An 18473-nucleotide genomic window follows, 5' to 3' on the forward strand; every position below is an offset into this window, starting at 1 on the left:
GCTTCGATTTCGGGCGCCGACGGCGTCAGATTCCACCGCCAAAGTCTCCAGACGGTCTGTTCCATGCACGCCTACCGCTCCCATACCTGCGGCGCCCTGCGCGCCTCCGACGCCGGTTCCGCCGTTCGCCTGTCCGGCTGGGTGCACAGGAAGCGCGATCACGGCGGCCTGCTGTTCATCGACCTGCGCGACCATTACGGCCTGACGCAGCTGGTGCTGCACCCGGAGACGCCGGGCTTCGCCGCCGTCGAGCGCCTGCGCGCCGAGAGCGTGATCAAGATCGACGGCGAAGTGGTGGCGCGTGAGGCCGGGGTGGTGAACCCCAACCTGCCGACCGGCGAGGTCGAGGTGCGGGTGCAGGGCGTCGAGGTCCTGTCGGAGGCCGCCGAACTGCCGATGCCGGTCTTCGGCGATCAGGAGTATCCCGAGGACATCCGCCTCGCCAACCGCTTCCTGGATCTGCGTCGCGAGCGGCTGCACAAGAACATTGTGCTGCGCTCCAGGGTCATCTCCTCGATCCGCCAGCGCATGGTCGCCCAGGGCTTCCTGGAGTACCAGACCCCGATCCTGACCGCCTCGTCGCCGGAAGGCGCGCGCGACTTTCTGGTGCCGTCGCGCCTGCACCCCGGCAAGTTCTATGCGCTGCCGCAGGCGCCGCAGCAGTTCAAACAGTTGCTGATGGTCTCGGGCTTCGACCGCTATTTCCAGATCGCGCCCTGCTTCCGTGACGAGGACCTGCGCGCCGACCGGTCGCTGGAATTCTACCAGCTCGACGTCGAGATGAGCTTCGTGACCCAGGAAGACGTCTTCGCCGCCATCGAGCCGCTGATGCACGGCGTGTTCGAGGAGTTCGGCGAGGGCAAGCCGGTGTCGCCCATCGACGGCGCCCATGTCTTCACCAACGATTTCGGTGAGACGTTCGAGCACAAGGGTTTCGAGCGCCTGACCTATGCCCAGTCGATGGCCTGGTATGGTTCGGACAAGCCGGACCTGCGCAACCCGATCAAGATGCAGGTCGTCTCCGACCACTTCCGCGACGGCGGTTTCGGCCTGTTCGCCAAGATCCTGGGCGCGGACGAGAAGAACGCCGTCTGGGCCATTCCGGCGCCGACCGGCGGCAGCCGCGCCTTCTGCGACCGCATGAATAGCTGGGCGCAAGGCGAGGGCCAGCCGGGCCTGGGCTATATCTTCTGGTCGGACGACCAGGGCGCCTGGGGCGGTCCCATCGCCAAGAACCTGGGCCAGGAGCCGACGCAGGCCTTGATGTCGTCGCTGGGCCTCGGCCAGGGCGACGCCGCCTTCTTCACCGCCGGTCTGCCGGCGACCTTCGCCAAGTTCGCCGGCCTAGCCCGCACCCGCGTGGGCACGGAGCTGAAGCTGATCGACGAGAACCAGTTCAAATTCTGCTGGATCGTCGACTTCCCCATGTTCGAATGGTCGGAAGAAGAAAAGAAGGTCGACTTCAGCCACAACCCCTTCTCGATGCCGCAGGGCGGGATGGAGGCGCTGGAGACGCAGGACCCGCTGACCATCCGCGCCTATCAGTACGACATCGTCTGCAACGGCTATGAGCTGTGCTCGGGCGCGATCCGGAACCACAAGGCCGAGATCATGCTGAAGGCCTTTTCCATCGCCGGCTACGACGCCTCGGTGGTGGAAGAACAGTTCGGCGGCATGCTGAACGCCTTCCGCTACGGCGCGCCGCCGCACGGCGGCCTGGCCCCCGGCATCGACCGCATCGTCATGCTGCTGGCCGGCGAGACGGCCATCCGCGAGGTCATCGCCTTCCCGCTGAACCAGCAGGGCGAGGACCTGCTGATGAACGCCCCGACCGAGGCGGAAGAGCGCCAGTTGAAGGACGTCCACATCCGTACCGCCTTGCCGATCAAGGTCTGATCGGGCGGGCATCGCCGAATACGATGAAGGGGACGCCGCGAGGCGTCCCCTTTTTGCTGCGGGATACACTCCGCCAATACCGTCATCCTCGGGCTTGTCCCGAGGATCCAGACTCCCGGTTTCTACGTCTGCGCGCTCTGCGGACGCACCGGGAGTCTGGATCCTCGCCACAAGGGCGAGGATGACGAAAGAGGAAGAAACCTCAGTTTCCGGCGTTGACGAAGTTGCGCACGCGCGGCGGGGCCGGCGGCGAACGGATGATGCGGATCGAGTTGCTGCGGCAGGCCTGGGGCGTCAGGCGGCCGGGCAGGCGGGTCGAGCCGTCGCCGCAGGCCTCGCTGATCTGGTCCTGGGTCAGGCCACGCGCATTCGACAGGTCGGCGCCCCGGATGTCTGTACGGCGCAGGGAGGCGTTCGAGAAATCGGCGCGGGAGAAGCTCGCGCCGCTCAGTCGCGCTCCATCCAGGCTGGAGTTCGAGAAGTCCGCGTTCGAGAAGTCGCCGCCCGACAGGTTGGAGGCGTTGACCTCGGCGTTGGAGAAGTTGGCGCCGGCCGCGCGGACGTTGGTGATCGTCGCCCCGAACAGTTCGCTGTTGGAGAAGTTAGTCCCCGCCAGGGTCGCGCCGTTGAAGTTGACCCCGTGCATCTCGCCGCCCGAAAGGTCGGCGCGGGTCAGATTGGCGCGGACGAAGGACGACCCTTGCGCCTCTGCCCCGTTCAAATGGGCGCCCGTGAAGTTCGCGGAGGTGAAGTTGGCCCCAACGATCTCGACGCCGGACAGATTGGCGCGGCTGAAGTCGCTGCCGGTGAAGTTGGAGCCCATCATCTCGGCCCCGCGCAGATTGGCCCCGACCAGGGTGGCGTTCATGAAGCTGGCGCCGGTGAAGGTCGCGCCCGACAGGTTACGGCCCGACAGTTCGCAGCGGTTGCACGATCCGCCCAGCGACACCGAACGGGCCACGTCGCGATCCTGCATCGACATCTCGACCCCGGCGAAGGCGGGAGAGGCGACGAGCGCCGCGCCCAGCGCCATCAGGGCCAGGGCGGGTCGGAACCGGATATGTTCAGCGATCTGTTTCACGAGACCTGAATGCCCCGAAACCCCTGCCATACCTACTTAAATCGAGGTAACTTCATGAAATCCCGGCAAGGTCGAAGACCCTCAGCAGGCGGGAATGCGAAGCCCGCGCGGCAGGACGGTCGACTCGTCGCCGCACGCCTGGTTCAACTGACCCTGGGTCAGGCCGGTGGCTCGCGTCAGCTGGGCGCCCGACAGATTGGTCCCCGACAAGGTCGCGCCCGAGAAGCTTGCGCCTTCCAGATAGGCGCCCACGAAACTGGCGTTGGTCAGGTTGGCGCGCGAGAAGTTGGAGCCTGAAAACACGCCGCCATAGCCCTCGACGTCGCGCATGTCTGTGTTGGAAAACCGCGTGCGGTTCATGACGCTCAGGCTCAGGTCCGCCTGACGCAGCCGTGCGCCAGACAGGTTCAGGCCCCGCGCCTCCAGCCCCGAGAAATCGCCCTGGAACAGGTTGCATCCGGCGCAGGACGCCCCGCGCTTCACGCTGGCGATCTGGCCCGCGTTTTGGGCCAGGGCGGGCGCGGCGACGGCCAGCAGGGCGGCGATCAGGCCGAGGGAAAGTGTGCGTTTCATGGACCAGGCTCCGACGTTCGATCGTCTTGCAGCAAACCCTAGGCCATAACCCTTAACCTAGCCCTGATCGCCGCCCTTGAGCGCCGGCGCCGCGCCGCAGGTGTCGCAGACCCAGGCGGCGCCGCGCTGCTGCAGGCTGAAGTCGCCGCAGGCGGGGCAGGCGACGGCTTCGCTATTGGCGACGTGACGCGGCTCGGGTTCGGCCTTCTTGCCGAAGGGCAGGACGACCAGATTGTCGGGCGCCGAGCCGCGCGCAAACCCCTTGGAGATGAACCGGGCGGCGGGCACGGCCGCGTTGGCGTCGGGCTTTCCGTCGCCCCAATTCCCAAGATTCTGGCCATCGGCGTTCAGGTCGTCCGTCCCCGCGTTTGCCAGTTCATCGCGGTCCAGATAGGAGACGCCCAATTCGCGGAAGATGTAGTCCAGGATCGAGGTCGCGGACTTGATCGAGTCGTTGCCGGTGACCCGCCCGGCCGGCTCGAACCGGGTGAAGACGAAGGCGTCCACGAACTCGTCCAGCGGCACGCCGTATTGCAGGCCGATGGAGATGGCGATGGCGAAATTGTTCATCAGGCTGCGGAAGGCGGCGCCTTCCTTGTGCATGTCGATGAAGATCTCGCCCAGTTCGCCGTCTTCGTATTCGCCGGTGTGAATATAGACCTTGTGGCCCCCGACGGCGGCCTTCTGGATATAGCCCTTGCGCCGGTCGGGAAGTTTGCGGCGCGCCCGCTCCCGCTCGATCACGCGCTCGACCACCCGTTCGGTGGGCGCAGGGCGGGGGGCTTCGCGCACAGGCTCGACCCGCCCTGCCTCGATGTTCGGCAGCGACAGCAGCGGAACGGCCGGCGGCGCAGCGCGGGCCAGGCGGATGGCGCGACGACCGTCCAGCGCGCCCTGGCTCAGCAGGCGCGCGGCCTGGGCCGAGGTGGCGCGCCAGTCCATCGGCGTGACCGCGATGTCGGCCAGGTCGCTAAACGGTTCGATGGCGCGCCGCAGGTCGGCTGCGGCCGCCGCCGGATCGGCCAGCAGGGCGGCGACGGACGCCGGCGCCTCGGGCCAATCACAAAGGTCGCCATGGCCGAAGACCCAGCGCGTCGCCGCCGTCTCGGCCTCTTCGGACACGCCCAGCAGGGTCAGCAGCAGGCCGTCGCCGTCCTCGACGCCCAGCACGTCACGGATGAAACCGGGGTCCAGCACCGGGGCGGCGAAGACCGTGTCGAAATCCTCGGCCCAGGCCAGGGCGTTCTCGATGGCGGCCAGCTCGATGTCGGTGAAGCCCAGCGCGCGCAGAGACGCATGATCAATGCCCGGCGCCTCGACCAGGGTGCGCCGTCCAAACGTCCACCGCTCCGCCGCCTCGATATCGCCTCCCGCCGCCGTCAGCGCCGCCGCCAGGGCGGGGTGCAGCCGGCGACCGATCTCGCCGTCCGCCGTCTGGAAAACGTCGACCGCCGCGATCCGGCCCAGGCCCAGCCGCAGCCGCGCCTCTGCATCCTCGACGAACAGGCCGATGGCCGAATGCCGCCGCGCCTTGGGCGCGACCGCCAGGGCTTTCGACGCGACGGCGGCGATGGGATTGGCCAGCCCCTTCAGCACATCGCGCCGCGCGCCTTGAGTCTCGGCGGCGGCGCCCTTCAGGTCGTCCCAGTCGGGGCAGAGACCGCGCACGCTCGCCAACTCGGCCGAGGTCTGCGCCGCCGTCGCCGCGACCAGTCCCGCGAACGCCTGCGCCCGAGCCGTGCGGTCGTCGTCCGCCGCCAAGGCCTCCAGCACTCCGTCCAGACCCAGGGCGATCACGCCCGGCGACGCCGCCTGAAGGTCTAGCGCCACCGTCAACAACCGCGTTAGGCCCGCCAGATCGGTCGCCGCGTCGCCGTCCAGGGCCAGCACGGCGCCCAGGTCGATCACGGCCCGACCCGCAGCCATCGTCGCGGTCTCCGCATCGCGTGGGTCGAAGGCGACGATCAGCCCGCCGTCCAGCGTCGCTTCCGACGCCAGCAGGGCTTCCGGCGCGCCCGCCGCGATCTGCGTCCGATCCGCCAGTGCGACCAGGGGCGCGCCCTCGACCGTGGGGTCCAGCGCCATCGCCGGCCGTTCGCCGTCGACGGCCCTCAGGATGTCGGCGTCGCTCGCCCCGCACCGTCGCGCCAGCGCCGCCGCCCGCCCCAGCGCCGGATTGCGCGAGGGATCGCCGCAGTCGCCGCGCGGGCCTTCGCAACGGTCCACCGCATCGGCCACCCCCGCCAGGGCCTCGGCCAGGGCCTGCGCCGCCTGGGCGCCCAGCCGCGCCGCGGCCCGCTTGCCGCTGTGCGCCTTGATGTGCGCGCCCGCGCCAGGATCGTTCAGATCGACGACGCCGGCCGCGACCGGCCCCGATCCCGCCGGCGCCGCCAGGCCCAGCCTGAAGGCGCCCGACAGTTCGGCGGCGAACATTGCGGCCTCGGCCCGGTCGAACACACCCTCCGTCACGCCCGTCGCCGCCAGACCCTCGGCCCAGGCGTCCACGCCGCCGTTCAGCCAGTCGCCCGACATCGGCGTCGCGAATCCCGCCGCATCCACCCAGTCCAGCCAGGCTTCGATCTGCGGGTCGGACCAGCCCGCGGGCGCCAGCACCTGCTGCACGCAGGCGGGGCGCTCGACGGCGCGGGTCTCCATCGCGACTCGCTCGGCGCGGGTGGCGAAGCCGGATTGGAAGCGCATGGCGGCGTCTCTCCGAAAGGTTCGCCTCAGCCTAAGCGGTCGCGCACCCCTTCGCCAATACATCTGGTGTGATCAGGACATGTTGCCCACAAGATATCGATTCGACCTGACCCTTCTCAACGCTGGACGAAGGGGGCGCGGGTTTCTATGATCCGCGCCAGACGCCGCCTCCCTTTTCGGCGAACCCTTACGGTTGGATTCCACGACGTGTTGAGCAAGATTTTCGGCTGGTGGGAGGGCGCCACGATCGGCACCCGTTTCACCATCGCCAAGCGCGGTCGCTTCGTCGGCCAGGACGAGAACGGCAATCGCTATTACGAGAGCCGCGACAACGTCAGCTACGACGGCCGCAAGCGTCGCTGGGTCATCTATGACGGCTATGCCGAGGCGTCCAAGGTAACGCCCGACTGGCACGGCTGGCTGCACTACACCTTCGACCTGCCGCCGACCGAGCAGCCGCTGCCGCGTCGCGCCTGGGAGAAGGAGCATCTGCCCAATCTGACCGGCACGCCCCTGGCCTGGCGTCCGCCCGGCTCGCTGGCGGGCGACGCCAAGCGCCCGGCCGCGACCGGCGACTATCAGGCCTGGACGCCCGAGTGAAAATCCGCCGCATCCTGTTGGGCGCGGCGTCCGTCGCGGCCGTGCTGAGCGCCGGCGCGGTGACCGCCAGCGTGCTTCAGGACACGCCGCGCGATGCGCGTCCGGTCCAGGATCCGATCGGCGACATTCTGCGCACAACTCCGGCCCAGCCGTCGGTGCCGACCGAGACGCCGCCCGCGGGCGCACCGGCTCCGCGCTCTCCGGTCGCTGTGGCCCCGCCGCCCAACGTCGTCATCGCCGAAGACGCCGCCGTCGAGGAAAAGGCCGAGGAGGAGGTCGCGGCCGAGAAGCCCGTCGCGACCAAGGCCATCGACCAGCCCGCCACGCCTGCGCGCCGCCAGCGTCGCAAGTTCGCGATCATCCAGGCCATCGACAAGGTCACCGCCGAGACGATGAAGTTCGAGGTCGAGGTCGGCGGTCGTCCCGTGCGCTTCAACCAGAATCTGATCTTCGCGGCCCGCGCCTGCGAGGTGACGACGCCGGACGAACTGACAGAAGACGCCGTCGCCTATATGGACGTCTCGCTCCAGCCGCGCGGTCGGCAAGCCGGTCGCCAGATCTTCCGCGGCTGGATGTTCGCCTCGTCGCCCGCCGTCAGCGGTGTCCAGAACCCCTATTATGACGCCTGGGTCGTGGGCTGTAAGAACTGAGCTTTCACGCCGCGAGGAGGCGCGCCATGGATCGCAACAAGCCGCCCAAGAAGACCGAAACGGTCGAGATCCGACTGCCGCACGCGACCAAGACCGCCTTCATGGCGCGGTGCCGTGACGAGGGCAGGACGGCTAGCGACGCCATTCGCCGCTTCATAGACGCCGAGTTGAACGCAACGTCGTCCGCGCGTCCTCAGCCCCGCCTGGGCTGGCGGCCCCTGCTGGCCGCCGCCGTCGCGGGCTTGGCGCTGGGCGCCGTCGCCGCGCCGTCCCTGGCCCAATCGTCGCCCACCCGCGCCGACTTCGACCGGCTGGACCGCAATCACGACGGGGTCGTCAGCTTCGACGAGTACCGCGCGAGATAGAGCCGGCCTTGCGCACGTCGTCATTCCGGGGCCGCGCTCAGCGCGGAACCCGGAATCCAGGGCTGCGGACTGGCTCTCGAACGCATCCAAAGCCGCGATGCCCACCCGGGCTCCGGGTTCGTCCTGCGGACGCCCCGGAGTGACGACATCTAGTCTACCGCACCCGGACCAGGAACCGGCCCCACTGAAGGTCGAACCACGTCCAGGGTTTGAACAGGCTGGCGCCCGGCTTCCATGAGGCCAGCACCATTTCGGCCCGGCCGATGATGTTCTCGGCCGGCAGCAGGCCCACGCCGACCTCGGGCGGCCAGCGGCTGTCCAACGAGTTGTCGCGATTGTCGCCCATCATCAGATAGCAGCCCGCCGGCACACGGCGCACAGGCGTGTCGTCGCCCGGCAGGCCCGGCCCGCCGTCATAGGTGACGTAGGATCGTCCGTCCGCCAGGGTCTCGCGCACCTGCAGGACCCGTCTCTGCGGCGCATCGTGATCGGCGACGACATCCAGCCGGGTCTGTCGCACCGGGTCGCCATTGACGAAGACAACGCCGCCCCGCACCTGAACCGTGTCGCCCGGCAGCCCGACGACGCGCTTGATCCAGGCCTCGCTGGGGTCGCGGGGCAGGCGGAACACCACAACGTCGCCGCGTCTCGGCTCGCGCCCCAGCAGCCGTCCCGGCGACATCGCCGGATTGAACGGCAGAGACGCCGTGCTCCAGCCATAGGGATATTTCGACACGACGATATAGTCGCCGGTCACCAGCCCCGGCTCCATCGACGACGAAGGGATGGTGAAGGGCTGGAACAGGACGACGCGGATCGCGAGCGCCAGGATGATGGCGAAGATCAGCGTCAGGGCGATCTCTCGCACCTCGCGAAGAAGGGACGGACGGGGCGGGGTTCTGAGCGGGGTCTGGGTCATGCCGCCATTGATCGTCAGGCCGGCCGAAGACGCGAATCCGAACCTGTCGGGACGGGCCCCAAATCGTGTCCGGACAGACTAGGCGCTGGCCAAGGCGACCGCTTCTGCACCGGTCAGAGGCGCGCGCAAGGCCCCTTGGTCCGGCCTGACCGACAGCGCGGGCTGAAGCCGCTCCAGATAGGTCGCTTGCGGCGTTTCGACCGTACCGAACTGGCTCAGATGGTCGGTCAAGAACTGCGCGTCCAGCAGGTCCCAGCCGCCCTTTCGCAGGCGCGCGACCAGATGCACCAGAGCGACCTTGGACGCGTCCCGTTCGCGACTGAACATGCTCTCGCCGAAGAAGGCCCCGCCCAGCGACACGCCGTAAAGGCCGCCCACCAGCCGCTCGTCACGCCAGCACTCGATGGAATGGACGAAACCCATGGCGAACAGGGCGGCGTACAGCCGCCGGATCGGGCCGTTGATCCAGGTGTCTTCGCGATCCGGTCCTTGCGCCGCCGCACAGCCGTCCAGCACCGCTTCGAAGGCGGTATCGACCCGCACCTCGAACGGCTCGCCCCGCACGGTGCGGCGCAGGCGGCTGGGGATGTGGAAGGCGTCCAGCGGAATGACGCCGCGCTGTTCCGGCTCGATAATGAAGACGCGCGGATCATCGCGCGCCTCGGCCATCGGAAACACGCCCCGGGCGTAACAGGCCAGCAGGTCGTCGGGGCCGAAACCGCCGAAAGGCCCGCTGGCGCTGAAATCGGGGTCGGTCAGGCGTCGCCCTTCTGACGGGCCGCCCACTTCTCCAGCCAGTGGATGTCGTAGTCGCCCGACAGGATGTCCGGCTCGGCCAGCAACTTCTGGAACAGGGGGATGGTCGTATCGACGCCGCCGATGACGACCTCGTTCAGCGAACGCTTCAGTCGGGCAATGGCCTCCTCGCGGTCGCGGCCGTGGACGATCAGCTTGCCGATCAGGCTGTCGTAATAGGGCGGGATCGAATAGCCGGCATAGATCGCGCTATCCAGGCGCACGCCCAGGCCGCCCGGTGCGTGAAAGTCGGTGATCTTGCCCGGCGACGGGGTGAAGGTCTCCGGGTTCTCGGCGTTGATCCGCACCTCGATGGCGTGGCCTTTGAACTCGATGTCGTCCTGGGTGAACGACAGCGGCAGACCGGCGGCGATGCGCACCTGTTCGCGAACCAGATCCACGCCCGTGATCATTTCGGTGACCGGGTGTTCGACCTGCAGGCGGGTGTTCATCTCAATGAAGAAGAACTCGCCGTCCTCCCACAGGAACTCGATGGTGCCGACGCCCAGATAGCCGATGGCGGCGATAGCCTTGTTGACCGTCTCGCCGATCTGCTTGCGACCTTCGGCCGACAGGGCGGGCGAGGGGGCCTCTTCCAGCACCTTCTGGTGACGGCGTTGCAGCGAGCAGTCGCGTTCGCCCAGGTGGACGACATTGCCGTGGCTGTCGGCGATGACCTGGATCTCGATGTGGCGCGGCTTCTGGAGGTAGCGCTCCATATAGACCGCGCCGTTGCCGAAAGCGGCCAGAGCTTCCGACTGGGCGGTCTGGACTGCCTCGACCAGATCGTCAGGCGTCAGGGCGACCTTCATGCCGCGTCCGCCGCCGCCCGCCGCAGCCTTGACGATCAGGGGGAAGCCGATGGACTTGGACGCCTCGATCGCGGCCTCGACCGTTTCGACCTCGCCATCCGAGCCGGGGACGACGGGGATGCCGGCGTCCTTGACCGTCTGTTTGGCGCTGATCTTGTCGCCCATAACCCGGATATGCTCGGGCTTGGGACCGATGAAGCTCATGCCGTGGGCCTCGACGATCTCGGCGAAGCGGGCGTTCTCGGACAGGAAGCCGTAGCCGGGGTGGATCGCCTGGGCGCCGGTGATCTCGGCCGCAGCGATGATCGAGGGGATGTTCAGATACGACTTTGCGGCCGAGGCGGGGCCGATGCAGACGCTCTCGTCGGCCAGCCGCACCCACATGGCGCCGCGGTCGGCTTCCGAGTGCACGGCGACGGTGGAGATGCCCATCTCCTTGCACGCCCGGTGAATGCGCAGCGCGATCTCGCCGCGGTTGGCGATCAGGACCTTGGTGAACACGGCTTAGGCTTCCAGCAGGACGAGGGGTTCGCCGAACTCGACCGGCTGGGCGTCGCCGACCAGGATTTCGGCCACAACGCCGTCGCGCGGGGCCTGGATCGGGTTCATCGTCTTCATGGCTTCGACGATCAGCAGGGTCTGACCCTTCTTGACCTTGTCGCCGGGCTGGACGAAGGCCGGGGCCTCCGGCGAGGCCTGCAGATAGGCGGTGCCGACCATCGGCGATTTCACCTCTTCGCCGGCGCGGGCGACGATGGTGGCGGGGTCCGACGGCATGGCGGCCGGCGCAGCAGCGGCAGTGGGCGCAGCGGCAACCGGGGCGGGGGCGGCGGCGTACTGAACCGGGGCGGCGTTGATGGTGACTTCGCGCGCCACGCGGATACGCAGTTCGCCGCGCTCGACCTCGACTTCCGTCAGATCGGTCTCGTTCAGGATCTCGGCCAGCTGGCGAACCAGGGCGGCGTCGATCTCGGCGTGTTTCTTGTCATCGGCCATTGGAGTTGCGCCTTGTCTTTCGTGGTCTTTGATAAACGGGACGGGCCTCAGCCGCGTTCCCGAACCTGGGTGAGGGCCGCCTGGACGGCCAGTTCATAGCCCGCCGCGCCGAAGCCGGCGATGACGCCGGTCGCCGCGGAGGACACATAGGAGTGATGGCGAAACGCCTCGCGCGCCGCCGGATTGGACAGATGCAGCTCGATCACCGGGATCGACAGCGTCTTCAACGCATCATGCAGCGCCACCGACGTATGCCCATAGGCCGCCGGATTGAGGATCAGGGCGTGGGCGCCTTCGCGCGCCTCCTGGATCCAGTCCACCAGCACGCCTTCATGGTTGGTCTGGCGAAACACGATCTGCGCCTCGCCGGCCGCCCGGACGCAGCGCTGCTCGATGTCCGCCAGGGTGTCGCGGCCATAGATGTCCGGCTCCCGAACCCCGAGCAGGTTCAGGTTGGGGCCGTTCAGCACATGAATGACGGGCGTTTCGGCCATGGTTCCAGAATCGATCCGGCGCAGCGCGGCGCAAGAGGGGCCTTTTAGCGGACGCAGGGCGTGGGTCAAACGCTAGCAGCGTCGAACCTTACCCGACGTTACGTGCGATGGCGTGGATTTCGCAGCGCCGGCTGCCATCGTCCCTGGTCGGGACGGCCTGAGGGAGCGCCGAGGATGCGCCAGGACGGCAAACTGATCCTGAGAACCGTGGTGGCGACCTTGGCGGCCCTGGCCGTCGCGGTCGGCGCCTTCCTGTTCGAGGCGGGCTGAACGCATAGTCTGGCGAAGCGGCCTGTCACCGTCTATCTGACGCGCGACGGTCGGAGGGGCGAAGGTCAGGGAGAATGCGCGTGCACCAGATCCATCTCAATGGCGAACCACGCCAGGTCCAGGCCGCCACCATCCTGGCCTTGGTCGAGGAACTGTCGCTGGACCCGCGCAAGGTCGCCGTCGAACGCAATCTCGAGATCGTGCCCAAGTCCCTGCACGCCGCCACGCCGGTGGCCGCAGGCGATCGTATCGAGCTGGTCCAGTTCGTCGGCGGCGGGTGATCAGATCAAATCCGGCTACGACGGGTTCCCCCGCGCGCCGGAGAGGCCTAGGTCAGCATCCATGACCGATACAGCCAACGAAACCTGGTCCGTCGCCGGCCGCACCTTCAACTCACGTCTGATCGTGGGCACTGGCAAGTACGCCGACTACGCCCAGAACGCCGCCGCCGCCGAGGCGGCCGGGGCCGAGATCGTCACCGTCGCGGTGCGCCGTGTGAACCTGTCGGACCCGACCCAGCCGATGCTGGTCGACTATGTGAAGCCCGACCGATTCACCTTCCTGCCCAACACCGCCGGCTGTTTCACGGGTGAGGATGCGGTTCGCACCCTGCGTCTGGCGCGCGAAGCCGGCGGCTGGAGTCTGGTCAAGCTGGAGGTGCTGTCCAACACCGCCCACCTCTATCCCGACATGATCGAGACGCTGCGGGCGCTGGATTTGCTGATCAAGGACGGGTTCGACGTCATGGTCTATTGCACCGACGACGTGGTCATGGCCAAGCGTCTGGAAGACGCCGGCGCCGCCGCCATCATGCCCGCCGCCGCGCCGATCGGCTCAGGGCTGGGCATCCAGAACCCCATCAACGTCCGCCTGATCGTCGAACAGGCCAAGGTGCCGGTGCTGGTCGACGCGGGCGTCGGCACAGCCTCGGACGCGACTCTGGCCATGGAACTGGGCTGCGACGCCGTCCTGATGAACACCGCCATCGCCGGCGCCAAGGACCCGATCCGCATGGCTCGCGCCATGAAACACGCCGTCATCGCCGGCCGCGACGCCTATCTGGCCGGGCGGATGCCGAAGCGGATGTATGCGGATCCGTCGTCGCCCTTGGCGGGGCTGATTTAAGAGGTCGGCGCACATCGTCTCCTCCCCACATCGTGGGGAGGGGGACCGCACGAAGCGTGGTGGAGGGGCTCTCGACGTCCCACAGGCGTCGGTAATACGGTGAGAACCCCTCCGTCACGGCGCAAAGAGGCGCCGCGCCACCTCCCCATCGCTTCGCGACAGGGAGGAGACGAGGACTGCTAATCGTCCAGCAAGCCCTGCAGCAGCGGATGGGCCAGGACCGGGGCGGCGAGACGCACCACGGCCTGCGGGTCTTCCAGCCGCACGGCCGCCGTGGCGTCGGCGACGATGAAGTCGGCGTGGGTGCGCGACGGTTCGGTCAGCCGCTCGTGGCCCGGACGCACGGTGGCGAGATATTGCGCCACGACCGAGTCCGCCGACCGCCCCCGCTCAGCCTGGTCGCGCAACAGGCGGCGGATGAAGCGGATGTCGGAGGGGGTGTCCACGAACACCCGGATGTCGAACAGGGCGGTCAGGTCGGGGGTGCAGAGCACGTGGGTGCCCTCGACGATCACCACCTCGGCGGCGGGGATCGGTTCGCCACCCGGCTCGCGCCCATGATGGATAAAGGAATAGACCGGCGCCGTCACCGCCCGGCCGGCCTTCAGCTCTTTCAGGTCCGAGATCATCAGGTCGTGATCGCGCGCGGCCACATCGTCGAAGTCGAAGGTCGCGGCGTCGAAGCCGGGCAGGGAAGCAGCGTCGCGGTAATAGCTGTCCTCGCGCACCAGCACCGCCGACCCTTGCGGCAAGGCCGAAACCAGCGCCTCCGCCAGGGTGCTCTTGCCGGAGCCGGAGCCCCCCGTGATCGCGATCAATATGGTCATGGGCGGTCTTCTAGTGCGGTCGCGCAGCCGACGCCACGGGGGACGATCCGCCGCGCGGCGGCTGACGTTACGTCACGTTGCTTATCGCCGATCACCGATGTTAGCGTCCGCCCAAGCGTCGCATCCAATCAGACGCAACCAAGGAACAGGAAACGATATGCTGGGCTTGATGCAGGACTGGCCGCTGACGGTCGACAAGATCATCGACCACGCCAAACATTGGCACGGCGACCGCGAGGTGGTGACCCGCTCGGTCGAGGGCCCCATCGTCCGCACGACCTATGCCCAGATCCACGAGCGCGCCAAACGCGTGTCTAGCGCCCTGAAGGCCTGGGGCGTCCAGCCGGGCGACCGCGTCGCGACCCTGGCCTGGAACACCGCCAACCATATCGAGGCCTGGTACGGCATCATGGGCATCGGCGGGGTGTGCCACACCCTGAACCCGCGCCTGTTCCCGGAACAACTGATCTACATCATCAACCACGCCGAAGACCGGATCATCTTCGTCGACCTGACCTTCGTGCCGCTGCTGGAAGCCATCCTGCCGCACATCCCCAAGGTCGAGCGCGTCGTCATCATGACCGACGCCGCCCATATGCCGCAAACCAAGCTGCCCAAGGCCGAGGCCTATGAGGACGCCATCGCCGGTCAGTCGACCGACGTCGTCTGGGGCGACTTCGAGGAAAACACCGCCTGCGGCCTGTGCTACACCTCCGGCACGACGGGCCATCCCAAGGGCGTGCTGTATTCGCACCGCTCCAACTTCCTGCACACCTTCATGGGGCTTCAGGCCACGGTCATGGGGGCGACGCCCAAGGAGGTGATCCTGCCGGTCGTGCCGATGTTCCACGCCAACGCCTGGGGCATCGCCTTCGCCGGCCCCGCCGCCGGGACCAAGCTGGTCATGCCGGGCGCCAAGATGGACGGTCAGTCGATCTATGAACTGATCGAACAGGAAGGCGTCACCTTCTCGGCCGCCGTGCCCACCGTCTGGCAGGGGCTGTTCGCCCATATGAAACAGCACGGCCTGGGCTTCTCGACCCTGAAGCGCGTGCTGATCGGCGGCTCGGCCTGCCCCGAAAGCCTGATCCGCGGCTTCCAGGACGATTTCGGCGTCGAGGTCACCCACGCCTGGGGCATGACCGAGACCTCGCCCATCGGCACCATCGCCAACTTGCCGCCCGAGATCCTGCGTCTGCCCTATGACGAGCAGATGAAATACCGCCTGAAACAGGGCACGCCTCCGCTGGGCATCGAACTGAAGCTGAAGGACGAGGCTGGGGCCGTACTGCCGCACGACGGCGCCACCTTCGGCCGCCTGATGGTCAAGGGCCCGACCATCAGCAACGCCTACTTCAAGGAAGAGGGCTCGATCCTGGACGATGAAGGCTTCTTCGACACCGGGGACGTGGCGACAGTGGACGAGATGGGCTTCATGCAGATCACCGACCGCGCCAAGGACGTCATCAAGTCGGGCGGTGAGTGGATCAGCTCCATCGAGATCGAGAACATCGCCGTCGGCCATCCCAAGGTCGAGATCGCCGCCGTCATCGGCGCCGCCCACGCCAAATGGGACGAACGCCCGGTCCTGATCCTCAAGCTCAAGCCGGACCATGCTCTGGTCAAGCAGGAGCATCTCGACTTCCTGCAGGGCAAGATCGCCAAATGGTGGATGCCGGACGACGTGGTCGCCGTGGAGGACATCCCGCTGGGCGCCACGGGCAAGATCGACAAGAAGCTTCTGCGCGAGCGGATGAAGGACTACCGTCTGCCTGCCGTCGTCTAACCGAACCGGAGCCTGAATGCCGACCAGAAAGCCTGTCCCCGCCGTCCTGCCGTGGCTGACGGCGCTCGCGGCGGCGCCGGTGGTGCTGATCGTGGCGGCGATTGCGGCGACGCGATTCGGCGGCGTCGATCTGTCGGTCAGCTACGACCTGCTGACCTGGACCGTGGCGCGCATCCTGGCCTGGATCGGACTGGCGGGCGCGTTGGCGGCGGCTGTTCTGGCGCTGCGCGATCTGAAGGGCAGGGGGCTCTATGCGCTGGCGGCCCTGGTCCTGGCCGGTGCGACGGTGGGCGGTTTCGTCTTGCGTCAGGGGCAGGACGCCACGCCTAACCCACGCGACGTGACCACCCATGTCGAGGAACCGCCGGCCTTCTCGCGCGCCGCCCAGCATCGCGGATCGACGCCCCAGACCTGTCCCGACCTGAGCGCCATCCCGACCCAGGTCCTGGCCCAGCAGGCGACCTCGGCCCTGGTCGACGCCGGCTTCGTCGTCACCCGCGCCACCACCTTCCAGGTCGAGGCCGTGCATGAGGGGGCCTGGTTCGGCTTCGTCACCGACGCCGTCGTGCGCATACGCCCCGGCCGCACCGACATCCGCGTCGCCGCCCGCGACGCCCGCCCCGACGGCGGCGCCACCTGCCGTCTCGCAACCAAGATCGCCCGGAACCTGGAGGCGGAACTCTAGACCAGACGAAAGCGAGCCGTCAGGTCCGGCTCGACGTCGCTCACCGCCGTCCCGTCCTCGACCAGCTTGATCAGATGGGCCAGCACCGACAGCGACGCCGCCGGCCACAGCCGCTGATCGACGGCGGCGTACAGAACCGGCACCATCTGGGCGACCGTCCGATCCCCCGCCGCCAGCCTCTGAACGATCTGCGCTTCCCTCTCCAGCCGGTGGGCGCGATACGTCTCCAGAAACGGCCGCACCTGCGTTACCGGCGCCCCGTGCGTCGGCCACAGCACGTCGAAATCCCGCGCAATGACCGCATCCAGGCTGGTCAGATACTGGCGCATATTCCCGTCCGGCGGCGCCACGACCGTCGTGGACCAGCCCATGACATGATCGCCGCAGAACAGAGCGTTCTCCTCGCGCAGGGCGAAGGCCATGTGATTTGAAGCATGACCCGGCGTGAACATCGCCTCGATCGTCCAGCCGTCGCCTTCGACCACTTCATTGCCCGTCAGGACCACGTCGGGCGAAAACTCGGCATCGTCATCCTCGTCCAGCGCACCCGCCGCATGGGTCTCTCGATCCGGGGGCTGGGCCGCCAAAACCCGCGCCCCCGTCGCCTCCGCAAACGGCCTCGCCAGCGGCGCATGATCCCGATGCGTATGGGTCACCAGCACATGGCTGACCCGCCGCCCCTCGACCGCCGCCATCAACGCCGCCAGATGCGCCTGATCCAGCGGTCCCGGATCGATCACCGCCACCTCGGCCCCCGCGTCAGCCCGCCCGACGATATAGGTCCCGGTGCCGGTGAAGGTGAACGGCCCCGGATTGGCTGCGATCACCCGCTGGATCAGCGGCGAAACCTGATCACGCCGCCCATAGGCGAAGTCGAACGCCCGAACGAAAGGAATCATCTCGGCGGCTCCATCTGGCGCAGAGCTTGCGTTAACGACTCGGTAATCATGCTTGGAGCGCCCGCCATGGCCCGTTCGATCGCCTTCGCTGTATCAAATCGGCTCCCGCTCGTCGCGACCGCCTTCCTCTGTCTCGCCGCGGTGCAACTGATCGCTGCCTCCTGCACCCCCGAACCCGCGCCCTATGCGGCGCGGGCAGTGATCGAGCGCTGAGCGCTGCTATTCGCGGCGGACACGGAAGGGCGGATTGTCGCCCACCTTCATCAAATAGCTTCCCAGCGCCGCTCTTCGCACGGTGACTGGATACTGGCGGCGCGTCGAGAAAGACGGAACGACATTGTCGGTCTTTCGCCATACGGACCCGTCGTCCAGCGTGATCAGCCATTCGCCGCGGCCCAGATCCCGAACCGACGCCATGGTGGCGGATATGGAGCTCAGACTTTCTGGCTTTCCAGAGGTCTGAAAGGGATTCAGGGTCGAGACGTTGAACCCGAACAATCGTCGCTGATTCTGTTCCACATCCTCGCGGCTAACCACGGCGATCTCTCCTGCAGCGGCCAAGCTTGTGGCGGCCGCGTCGAAGCATGCCAGGCGCGCAGAATCTGAACCGATATCTCGGCAGCGTGTGACCTCGCCGACCAGGTCGCGATTGGCTGGCGGGGGAGACTGCTGCGCGGAAGCGCTTTCGGAGACGAGAGTTGCCGCCAGCAATGCCAGAATCGACATTCCTGACCAGCGTAGCTGGGAGATAGGGGGCATTCTATTCTCAAAAAAGTTCATGATTTGGGGAAGTATATCATCAGAAACGAGGGCGCGTCGCATGTCTCGCCCGCGACCATGGTGTGTCGTCTTTGCGACAGGCGTGTCTACAATGTGTCAAGCCGGTACCTTCCCGCTGGACTTGCCGCTGCTGTTGGTATGCTCTGCCGTCCAACCGACGTGGGGTCGGCAAATAGCCAATGATTGATCTGTTCGCTTCTTGGCGAACGAACGTCTTCCC

The 18473-nt window shown here is 67.6% G+C and carries 20 protein-coding genes; 9 read left to right on the forward strand and 11 right to left on the reverse strand.

The annotated features are described in order from the left end of the window. Positions 1-63 precede the first annotated feature (63 nt). Positions 64-1896 (forward strand): aspartate--tRNA ligase, encoded by a 1833-nt coding sequence (gene aspS, locus ACP69V_RS05070; protein ID WP_426022918.1) that lies wholly within the window; start codon positions 64-66, stop codon positions 1894-1896. A gap of 202 nt (positions 1897-2098) precedes the next feature. Here the strand turns inward: aspS and ACP69V_RS05075 are convergent, their stop codons facing one another. The 3 genes from ACP69V_RS05075 to ACP69V_RS05085 all read right to left on the reverse strand — a co-directional run bounded on the left by ACP69V_RS05075 (position 2099) and on the right by ACP69V_RS05085 (position 6250). Then, positions 2099-2977, reverse strand: coding sequence for a pentapeptide repeat-containing protein (locus ACP69V_RS05075; RefSeq protein ID WP_426022919.1), 879 nt, complete (start codon positions 2975-2977; stop codon positions 2099-2101). Between the two features lie 81 nt (positions 2978-3058). Continuing rightward, positions 3059-3550: a pentapeptide repeat-containing protein gene (locus tag ACP69V_RS05080; RefSeq protein WP_426022920.1), complete on the reverse strand. Its 492-nt coding sequence runs from the start codon at positions 3548-3550 to the stop codon at positions 3059-3061. A 57-nt stretch (positions 3551-3607) separates the two neighbouring features. Beyond that, entirely contained in the window at positions 3608-6250 is a 2643-nt protein-coding gene (locus ACP69V_RS05085) for a TSCPD domain-containing protein (RefSeq protein ID WP_426022921.1), read from the reverse strand. Positions 6251-6457: 207 nt separating this feature from the next. Between ACP69V_RS05085 and ACP69V_RS05090 the strand changes: the two genes are divergently transcribed. From ACP69V_RS05090 to ACP69V_RS05100, 3 genes are read left to right on the forward strand one after another with little or no spacing between them, the layout of a single operon-like run. Beyond that, a complete protein-coding gene (locus ACP69V_RS05090) occupies positions 6458-6850 on the forward strand; it encodes an NADH:ubiquinone oxidoreductase subunit NDUFA12 (protein ID WP_026108621.1) in 393 nt (130 codons plus the stop codon). Further along, complete coding sequence (locus ACP69V_RS05095; protein ID WP_426022922.1) at positions 6847-7500, forward strand: DUF2155 domain-containing protein; 654 nt, start codon at positions 6847-6849, stop codon at positions 7498-7500. Before ACP69V_RS05090 ends, ACP69V_RS05095 begins: the two co-directional genes overlap by 4 nt. A 26-nt stretch (positions 7501-7526) precedes the next feature. After that, the gene (locus ACP69V_RS05100; protein ID WP_045811986.1) at positions 7527-7865 is read left to right on the forward strand and encodes an EF-hand domain-containing protein; all 339 of its coding nucleotides are present in this window, start codon (positions 7527-7529) and stop codon (positions 7863-7865) included. A gap of 154 nt (positions 7866-8019) precedes the next feature. Here the strand turns inward: ACP69V_RS05100 and lepB are convergent, their stop codons facing one another. The 5 genes from lepB to aroQ form a co-directional block, all read right to left on the reverse strand. Continuing rightward, positions 8020-8784, reverse strand: coding sequence for a signal peptidase I (gene lepB / locus ACP69V_RS05105; RefSeq protein ID WP_426022923.1), 765 nt, complete (start codon positions 8782-8784; stop codon positions 8020-8022). A 78-nt stretch (positions 8785-8862) separates the two neighbouring features. Next, positions 8863-9543, reverse strand: a complete 681-nt coding sequence (aat, locus tag ACP69V_RS05110; protein WP_426024035.1) for a leucyl/phenylalanyl-tRNA--protein transferase — start codon at positions 9541-9543, stop codon at positions 8863-8865. Continuing rightward, positions 9540-10892: an acetyl-CoA carboxylase biotin carboxylase subunit gene (gene accC / locus ACP69V_RS05115; protein ID WP_184278593.1), complete on the reverse strand. Its 1353-nt coding sequence runs from the start codon at positions 10890-10892 to the stop codon at positions 9540-9542. The genes aat and accC overlap by 4 nt, the downstream gene beginning before the upstream one ends. A gap of 3 nt (positions 10893-10895) precedes the next feature. Then, entirely contained in the window at positions 10896-11387 is a 492-nt protein-coding gene (gene accB / locus ACP69V_RS05120) for an acetyl-CoA carboxylase biotin carboxyl carrier protein (RefSeq protein ID WP_426022924.1), read from the reverse strand. Between the two features lie 47 nt (positions 11388-11434). After that, positions 11435-11881 (reverse strand): type II 3-dehydroquinate dehydratase, encoded by a 447-nt coding sequence (gene aroQ / locus ACP69V_RS05125; protein WP_112861799.1) that lies wholly within the window; start codon positions 11879-11881, stop codon positions 11435-11437. A gap of 344 nt (positions 11882-12225) precedes the next feature. On the opposite strand from aroQ, the gene thiS reads away from it, so the two are divergent. Further along, complete coding sequence (gene thiS, locus ACP69V_RS05130; protein ID WP_055755162.1) at positions 12226-12432, forward strand: sulfur carrier protein ThiS; 207 nt, start codon at positions 12226-12228, stop codon at positions 12430-12432. Between the two features lie 61 nt (positions 12433-12493). After that, positions 12494-13276, forward strand: a complete 783-nt coding sequence (locus ACP69V_RS05135; RefSeq protein ID WP_426022925.1) for a thiazole synthase — start codon at positions 12494-12496, stop codon at positions 13274-13276. 179 nt (positions 13277-13455) lie between these two features. Here the strand turns inward: ACP69V_RS05135 and udk are convergent, their stop codons facing one another. Next, positions 13456-14103, reverse strand: coding sequence for a uridine kinase (gene udk / locus ACP69V_RS05140; RefSeq protein ID WP_426022926.1), 648 nt, complete (start codon positions 14101-14103; stop codon positions 13456-13458). A gap of 157 nt (positions 14104-14260) precedes the next feature. Here udk and ACP69V_RS05145 point away from each other — a divergent pair, with 157 nt between their 5' ends. Both ACP69V_RS05145 and ACP69V_RS05150 read left to right on the forward strand, forming a co-directional pair. After that, a complete protein-coding gene (locus ACP69V_RS05145; RefSeq protein WP_426022927.1) occupies positions 14261-15889 on the forward strand; it encodes a long-chain-fatty-acid--CoA ligase in 1629 nt (542 codons plus the stop codon). A gap of 16 nt (positions 15890-15905) precedes the next feature. Further along, positions 15906-16574 (forward strand): DUF1499 domain-containing protein, encoded by a 669-nt coding sequence (locus ACP69V_RS05150; protein WP_426022928.1) that lies wholly within the window; start codon positions 15906-15908, stop codon positions 16572-16574. On the opposite strand, the gene ACP69V_RS05155 is transcribed toward ACP69V_RS05150, so the two are convergent. Further along, positions 16571-17473 carry an MBL fold metallo-hydrolase gene (locus ACP69V_RS05155; RefSeq protein ID WP_426022929.1) on the reverse strand — a complete coding sequence of 301 codons (903 nt, stop codon included), beginning with the start codon at positions 17471-17473 and terminating at the stop codon, positions 16571-16573. The genes ACP69V_RS05150 and ACP69V_RS05155 overlap by 4 nt on opposite strands. 66 nt (positions 17474-17539) lie before the next feature. Between ACP69V_RS05155 and ACP69V_RS05160 the strand changes: the two genes are divergently transcribed. Next, positions 17540-17686: a hypothetical protein gene (locus ACP69V_RS05160; protein ID WP_426022930.1), complete on the forward strand. Its 147-nt coding sequence runs from the start codon at positions 17540-17542 to the stop codon at positions 17684-17686. A gap of 6 nt (positions 17687-17692) precedes the next feature. On the opposite strand, the gene ACP69V_RS05165 is transcribed toward ACP69V_RS05160, so the two are convergent. After that, entirely contained in the window at positions 17693-18199 is a 507-nt protein-coding gene (locus tag ACP69V_RS05165) for a hypothetical protein (protein WP_426022931.1), read from the reverse strand. Positions 18200-18473: the final 274 nt, after the last annotated feature.

This window comes from Brevundimonas sp. PWP3-1b1 (assembly GCF_049896065.1).
Classification (GTDB): Bacteria; Pseudomonadota; Alphaproteobacteria; order Caulobacterales; family Caulobacteraceae; genus Brevundimonas; species Brevundimonas intermedia_B.